The sequence below is a fragment of the Vibrio sp. V33_P6A3T137 genome, from assembly GCF_009904835.1.
GTDB lineage: Bacteria > Pseudomonadota > Gammaproteobacteria > Enterobacterales > Vibrionaceae > Vibrio > Vibrio metschnikovii.
The window spans coordinates 34,047-40,673 of record NZ_WXWK01000095.1; the positions used below are offsets into that span (position 1 = coordinate 34,047).

General features: G+C 45.0%; 4 protein-coding genes, 1 tRNA gene and 1 rRNA gene. 3 read left to right on the forward strand and 3 right to left on the reverse strand.

Features of this window, described 5'->3' with window-relative positions; genetic code table 11:
• Positions 1-11: 11 nt before the first annotated feature.
• Both CAG60_RS09400 and ubiK read left to right on the forward strand, forming a co-directional pair.
• Positions 12-3,137 (forward strand): multidrug efflux RND transporter permease subunit, encoded by a 3,126-nt coding sequence (locus CAG60_RS09400; RefSeq protein ID WP_161438808.1) that lies wholly within the window; start codon positions 12-14, stop codon positions 3,135-3,137.
• Between the two features lie 115 nt (positions 3,138-3,252).
• Positions 3,253-3,504, forward strand: coding sequence for a ubiquinone biosynthesis accessory factor UbiK (gene ubiK, locus CAG60_RS09405; RefSeq protein WP_154169639.1), 252 nt, complete (start codon positions 3,253-3,255; stop codon positions 3,502-3,504).
• A gap of 122 nt (positions 3,505-3,626) precedes the next feature.
• Here the strand turns inward: ubiK and ilvC are convergent, their stop codons facing one another.
• On the reverse strand, positions 3,627-5,111 hold the full coding sequence (ilvC, locus tag CAG60_RS09410; RefSeq protein WP_158144505.1) for a ketol-acid reductoisomerase: 1,485 nt from the start codon (positions 5,109-5,111) through the stop codon (positions 3,627-3,629).
• 136 nt (positions 5,112-5,247) lie between these two features.
• On the opposite strand from ilvC, the gene ilvY reads away from it, so the two are divergent.
• Positions 5,248-6,135, forward strand: coding sequence for an HTH-type transcriptional activator IlvY (ilvY, locus tag CAG60_RS09415; protein ID WP_161438809.1), 888 nt, complete (start codon positions 5,248-5,250; stop codon positions 6,133-6,135).
• Between the two features lie 86 nt (positions 6,136-6,221).
• On the opposite strand, the gene CAG60_RS09420 is transcribed toward ilvY, so the two are convergent.
• Together CAG60_RS09420 and rrf are read right to left on the reverse strand one after the other, a co-directional pair.
• Positions 6,222-6,298 (reverse strand) — tRNA-Asp (locus CAG60_RS09420).
• An 86-nt stretch (positions 6,299-6,384) separates the two neighbouring features.
• Positions 6,385-6,500 (reverse strand): 5S ribosomal RNA (gene rrf / locus CAG60_RS09425).
• Between the last annotated feature and the right edge of the window lie 127 nt (positions 6,501-6,627).

The following is a 6,627-nucleotide window of genomic DNA, read 5'->3' on the forward strand; positions in this document are numbered from 1 at the left end:
CCGGAGGAATTATGCGCTTTACTGATGTTTTTATTAAACGTCCAGTTTTAGCGGTATCGATCAGCTTTTTGATTGCATTGCTTGGTTTGCAAGCGATGTTCAAAATGCAAGTGAGCGAATACCCTGAAATGACCAATACGGTGATTACGGTCTCTACCAGTTATTACGGTGCCAGTGCCGACTTGATTCAAGGCTTTATCACTCAGCCATTAGAACAAGCGGTGGCTCAAGCCGATAATATTGACTATATGACGTCTCAATCGGTGTTAGGTAGCTCCAAAATCACCGTTTACATGAAACTCAATACTGACCCTAACGCAGCATTGGCAGATATTTTAGCCAAAACCAACTCGGTTCGCTCTCAGCTGCCAAAAGAGGCCGAAGATCCATCGGTCAGTATGTCGACAGGTTCAACAACCGCCGTGTTGTATCTGGGTTTCACTAGTAATGAACTTGATTCCAGTCAGATCACCGATTATTTACAACGGGTGATTAACCCTCAGCTGTACGCAATTAATGGTATTTCCAGTATCGATCTGTACGGTGGTATGAAATATGCCCTACGTGTGTGGTTAGATCCAGCAAAAATGGCGGCGTTTAATCTAACCGCGAAAGATGTTATGGGCGTATTGAGCGCAAATAACTATCAATCGGCGACCGGTCAAATCACCGGTGAGTTTGTGCTGTTTAATGGTAGTGCTGATACTCAAGTCTCTAGTGTTGAAGAACTCAAAAACCTTGTCGTAAGGACCGATGCTAGCAACATTATTCGTCTGGCTGACATTGCCAAAGTCAGTTTAGCGAAGAGTCATGACAGCTACCGTGCGAGTGCTAATGGGCAAGAAGCGGTTGTGGCAGCAATTAACGCCGCCCCAAGCGCTAACCCTATCAATATTGCCAAAGATGTTCTTGATGTCCTGCCTGAGCTTGAGCGCAATATGCCAAGCACGATAAAAATGAATGTCATGTATGACTCTACCGTTGCGATTAATGAATCCATTCATGAGGTTATCAAAACCATCATTGAAGCGGCGTTAATTGTACTGGTGGTGATCACGCTATTCTTAGGATCGTTGCGAGCGGTGATTATTCCCATTATTACCATTCCGCTATCACTGATTGGTGTCGCTATGGTGATGCAAGCGATGGGATTCTCATGGAACCTGATGACACTACTTGCGATGGTGTTGGCGATCGGTCTGGTGGTTGATGATGCGATTGTCGTACTAGAAAACATTGACCGGCATATTAAAGAAGGAGAGTCACCGTTTCGAGCGGCGATTATCGGTACTCGGGAAATCGCGGTTCCAGTCATTTCGATGACTTTAACGCTAGGTGCGGTATATGCTCCGATCGCTTTAATGGGCGGGATCACGGGTGCATTGTTTAAAGAGTTTGCGCTAACCTTAGCTGGCGCAGTGTTTGTCTCTGGTATTATCGCCTTAACCTTATCACCGATGATGTGCTCGAAGATGCTCAAAGCCAATGAAATACCGAGCAAATTTGAACAAACCGTGCATCATCTACTCGATAAGTTAACTCAGCGCTATGATCGCATGTTGCAAGCGGTGATGTTGCATCGCCCAGTCGTGATTGCCTTTGCGATCATCGTGTTTGCGAGTCTACCCATTTTATTTAAATTCATTCCTAGTGAACTGGCCCCATCGGAAGATAAAGGGGTAATCATGCTACTCGGTACTGGACAATCTAACGCTAACTTAGATTACCTATCGAATACGATGCATGAAGTGAATAAAATTCTCTCTGATCAGCCAGAGGTACAATTTGCTCAAGTGTTTACCGGGGTTCCAAATTCTAACCAAGCGTTTGGTATTGCTTCAATGTTCCCTTGGAGCGAACGTCAAGCCAGTCAAGCAGAAGTGACGAAACGTGTTGGCCACTTAGTACAAGATATTCCCGGCATGGCGGTAACAGCTTTCCAAATGCCTGAGTTACCCGGCGCAGGTTCTGGATTACCGATTCAGTTTGTCATCACTACACCTAACGCATTTGAGAGCTTATTCACCATTGCCAGTGATGTATTAACACAAGTCAAAGCTAGCCCACTCTTTATCTATTCGGATTTGGATCTGAACTACGATTCCGCGACGATGAAAATCAACATCGACAAGGACAAGGCGGGCGCTTACGGTGTGACCATGCAGGATATTGGTATGACGTTAGGGACCATGATGGCCGATGGCTATGTTAACCGTATTGACTTAGATGGCCGATCTTACGAGGTCATTCCGCAGGTCGAGCGTAAATATCGCCTTAACCCTGAATCAATGAAAAACTACTTTGTACGGGCTTCCGATGGCAACATGATCCCATTGGGCAGCTTGATCACCATTGATGTGGTCGCCGAGCCGCGCTCACTGCCTCACTTTAATCAGTTAAATTCAGCAACGGTTGGTGCGGTACCTGCACCAGGTACCGCAATGGGTGATGCCATCGCTTGGTTTGAAAACATTGCTGAAACTCAACTGCCTAAAGGCTATAGCCATGATTATATGGGCGAAGCAAGACAATACGTGACAGAGGGAAGCGCACTCTACGTGACCTTTGGCTTAGCATTAGCGATTATCTTCCTAGTTTTGGCGATTCAATTTGAATCGATTCGCGATCCATTAGTGATCATGGTATCTGTACCTTTAGCTATCTGCGGCGCGCTGATCGCCCTGGCGTGGGGAGCATCAACCATGAATATCTACTCGCAAGTCGGGTTAATCACTCTGGTCGGTTTGATTACTAAGCACGGGATTTTGATTTGTGAGGTGGCCAAAGAAGAGCAGTTACATAATAAGCTCAGCCGTATTGATGCCGTGATGGCAGCAGCCAAGGTTCGTCTACGTCCAATATTGATGACTACAGCGGCGATGATTGCAGGCTTGATACCACTGATGTACGCAACGGGTGCAGGAGCCGCACAGCGCTTTAGTATTGGCATCGTGATTGTCGCAGGTCTCTCGATTGGTACTCTGTTTACGCTATTTGTACTTCCGGTAATTTATAGCTATTTAGCGGAGAAACACAAACCGCTTCCTATCTTCGTTGAAGATAAAGATCTAGAGAAACTCGCACGGATTGATGAAGCAAAAGCCGCTCAACGGCAACTAGCAGAAAATCGCTCGTAAGCTTCTTCCTCTGTTATCGCAAAGGCCACAAACGTGGCCTTTTTTATTGGCTAAGTAACGACTTTTAACCATGAATTGCATAGAATAGCGGCAATAAATAAGGAGAGACCACCCAATGTTTGATCCCAAAAAACTAGAACAAATTGCTAAACAAATCCACGACTCAATGCCTCAACCCGTCAAAGACCTCGGCTCTGATGTCGAACAAAAAGTGCGCCAAGTTATCCAAGGACAATTAAATAAACTCGATGTGGTTAGCCGAGAAGAATTTGATGTACAAACGCAAGTCTTACTACGTACGCGTCAAAAACTCAGCGATATGGAGCAGAAACTTAACGAGCTGGAAGCGAAACTTAACGAAAAATAAGTAGCGTTAACTGGGAAATGTGAACCGGAAGGAAAAAAGTGGGGCTTCGTGTATCACTCAGCCCCTTTATTATATTTTTATGTTGTTGTGTTTGCTGTGTTGCTCTTTAGTGCGACTAGCGGTTAATCACCAACCGCGATACGCTTCATATCTTGCATATAGCCACGAAGTTCTTCACCAATATATTCAACTGGGTGGTTGCGAATCGCACTATTAACTTCAATTAACGTTGCGTTATCAACTTGATTGGAAACCGCACCAAGTCCCTTGCCAATCACATCGGTACTTACTGAAGGCATAAATTGCTCACGCAGCAATGGTGTGGCGACGTTGGCAAATAAGTAATTACCATACTCAGCAGTATCCGAAATCACTACGTTCATTTCATACAAACGCTTACGGGCAATAGTATTGGCTATCAATGGTAACTCGTGTAGTGATTCATAGTAGGCCGATTCGTCGATAATTCCTGATGCGGTCATCGCCTCAAAGGCTAGCTCAACCCCAGCACGAACCATCGCAATCATCAGAATGCCATTATCAAAATACTCTTGTTCAGCAATTTTGATGTTCGAATCAGGATAATTTTCAAACGCAGTTTGTGCCGTTTCGGCGCGCCACCCCAGTAGCTCAGCATCATCATTCGCCCAGTCAGCCATCATAGTCCGAGAGAAGTGACCAGCAATAATGTCATCCATGTGTTTGTTATACAGTGGGCGTAATAAATCTTTAAGTTGCTCTGATAACTCAAAAGCTTTTACTTTAGCTGGATTTGATAGGCGATCCATCATATGAGTGATACCGCCAAACTTGAGTGCTTCTGTGATGGTTTCCCAACCATATTGGAGTAGTTTTCCGGCATAACTTGGGTCAACGCCTTCAGCAACCATCTTTTCATAACAGACAATTGAGCCCGCTTGTAACATCCCACAAAGAATGGTTTGTTCACCCATTAAGTCAGATTTTACTTCTGCAATAAACGAAGACTCCAAGCACCCAGCACGATGCCCTCCCGTTGCCGCCGCCCACGCTTTAGCAATTTCCCAGCCTTCACCTTGAGGATCATTTTCCGGATGGACCGCAATTAAGGTCGGAACGCCAAAGCCACGCTTATACTCTTCACGAACTTCCGTTCCAGGGCACTTAGGGGCGACCATCACGACCGTAATATCTTTGCGGATCTGCATGCCTTCTTCGACAATATTGAAACCATGAGAATAACCAAGTGCTGCCCCTTGTTTCATTAGTGGCATAATACTTTCTACCACATTAGTGTGTTGCTTATCTGGGGTTAGGTTTATCACTAGATCCGCCTGCGGAATCAGTGTTTCATAGCTACCGACTGGAAAGCCGTTAGACTGTGCATTCTTATAAGATTGACGTTGTTCATCAATCGCCACTTGACGTAAAGCATAAGCAATATCAAGTCCAGAATCACGCATATTTAGGCCTTGGTTCAGGCCCTGAGCGCCACACCCTACAATGACTATTTTCTTACCTTTCAGATAATCGGCTTCTGACGCAAATTCTTCTCGGGCCATAAATCGGCAACGACCCAACTGATCGAGCTGTTCGCGTAAATTTAATGTGTTGAAATAGTTAGCCATTGGGCGCTCCTTGATGATGATCCATACGGTCGGTGGTCATACACCGAATAGCTTTCATAGTAGTGCATGAACATCATTGCTTAAAGTGATATATTCACAAGTAGTAATTGCAATAAATGCAACAATGGTAAGATTAATGAACATAAAAACCCTACAGCTATTCGTACACCTTTGTGAGCATAAAAATTTTAGCAGCACAGCAAAAGCACTGCATGTCAGTCCGTCAGCACTGAGTCGACAAATTCAAAAATTAGAGGACGAAATAGGTCATAGTTTATTTGTCCGCGATAATCGAAGTGTAGAGATCACCCCATCTGGCTATAAACTCTTACCCGTCGCCCAGCGTATACTTAATGACTGGCGACAACTACAGTTACAACTTAATGAACAGCACAGTGAACTGAAAGGTGAAATTCGTTTATTTTGCTCGGTCACTGCCAGTTACAGCCACTTACCTGATTTACTCAATGCTTTTCGTCTCCAACATCCTTATATTGAATTCAAATTACTCACGGGCGATCCAGCTCAAGCGATTGAAATTATTCTTGAAGATGAGGCGGATATTGCCATTGCAGCAATCCCTGACAATGTGCCTTCAAGGCTTGAATTCGCTACGATCAGTGAAATACCGCTGTCAGTGATAGCCCCTACAGGGATCAGTCATTTTTTAGAAGAGCTGCAAAAAGAGTTTCCCGATTGGAACCAAATACCCTTTATTGTTCCCGAGGCAGGGACAGCACGAGAGAGAGCCAACAGTTGGTTTAAGAAAATGAAGATTAAACCCAATATCTATGCACAAATCGCCGGACATGAAGCTATCGTGAGTTTAGTAGCATTAGGTTGTGGTGTTGGCGTGGCCCCAGATGTCGTGATCAACAATAGTCCGCTCAGAGATAAGGTGCAAAAACTCTCTGTATTACCGATTAAGCCCTTTAAATTAGGAGTCTGTTGCAAACGTTCTCAGCTCGATGATCCATTGGTGAGGGCATTATGGCGAGTGATCAGCGACTTCCAAAGCGGTTGACGGGTCAAGAACGTCCAAATTCTAGTAGTTTGCCTATTTGCCCCATGCAAAAAATCCCCAGCATTGCTGCTAGGGACTCTTATCAGTGGCGGAGCGGACGGGACTCGAACCCGCGACCCCCGGCGTGACAGGCCGGTATTCTAACCAACTGAACTACCGCTCCACATTGTCTTGTTACTCGATAAAGTCTGATTGGCTGCTTTATTGAGTTTCTGTCTTCAGACGCTAAGTCTAAACACAAGTATTAAAGCCTGGCGATGTTCTACTCTCACATGGGGAGACCCCACACTACCATCGACGCTGTTTCGTTTCACTTCTGAGTTCGGCATGGAGTCAGGTGGGTCCAAAACGCTATGGTCGCCAAGCAAATTTGGTTAATTCGGAAAGCTGTTTTTCATTCTCTACACATTCAATGCACTTCTTTGAGTCCACCAAAACCCCTTGGGTGTTGTATGGTTAAGCCTCACGGGCAATTAGTACAGGTTAGCTCAA

What these genes read in the sequence shown, in the direction of transcription:
- ilvC (WP_158144505.1), bottom strand. Translation starts at nt 5,111, where the DNA reads ATGGCTAACTATTTCAACACATTAAATTTACGCGAACAGCTCGATCAG.
- ilvY (WP_161438809.1), top strand. Translation starts at nt 5,248, where the DNA reads ATGAACATAAAAACCCTACAGCTATTCGTACACCTTTGTGAGCATAAA.
- ubiK (WP_154169639.1), top strand. Translation starts at nt 3,253, where the DNA reads ATGTTTGATCCCAAAAAACTAGAACAAATTGCTAAACAAATCCACGAC.
- CAG60_RS09400 (WP_161438808.1), top strand. Translation starts at nt 12, where the DNA reads ATGCGCTTTACTGATGTTTTTATTAAACGTCCAGTTTTAGCGGTATCG.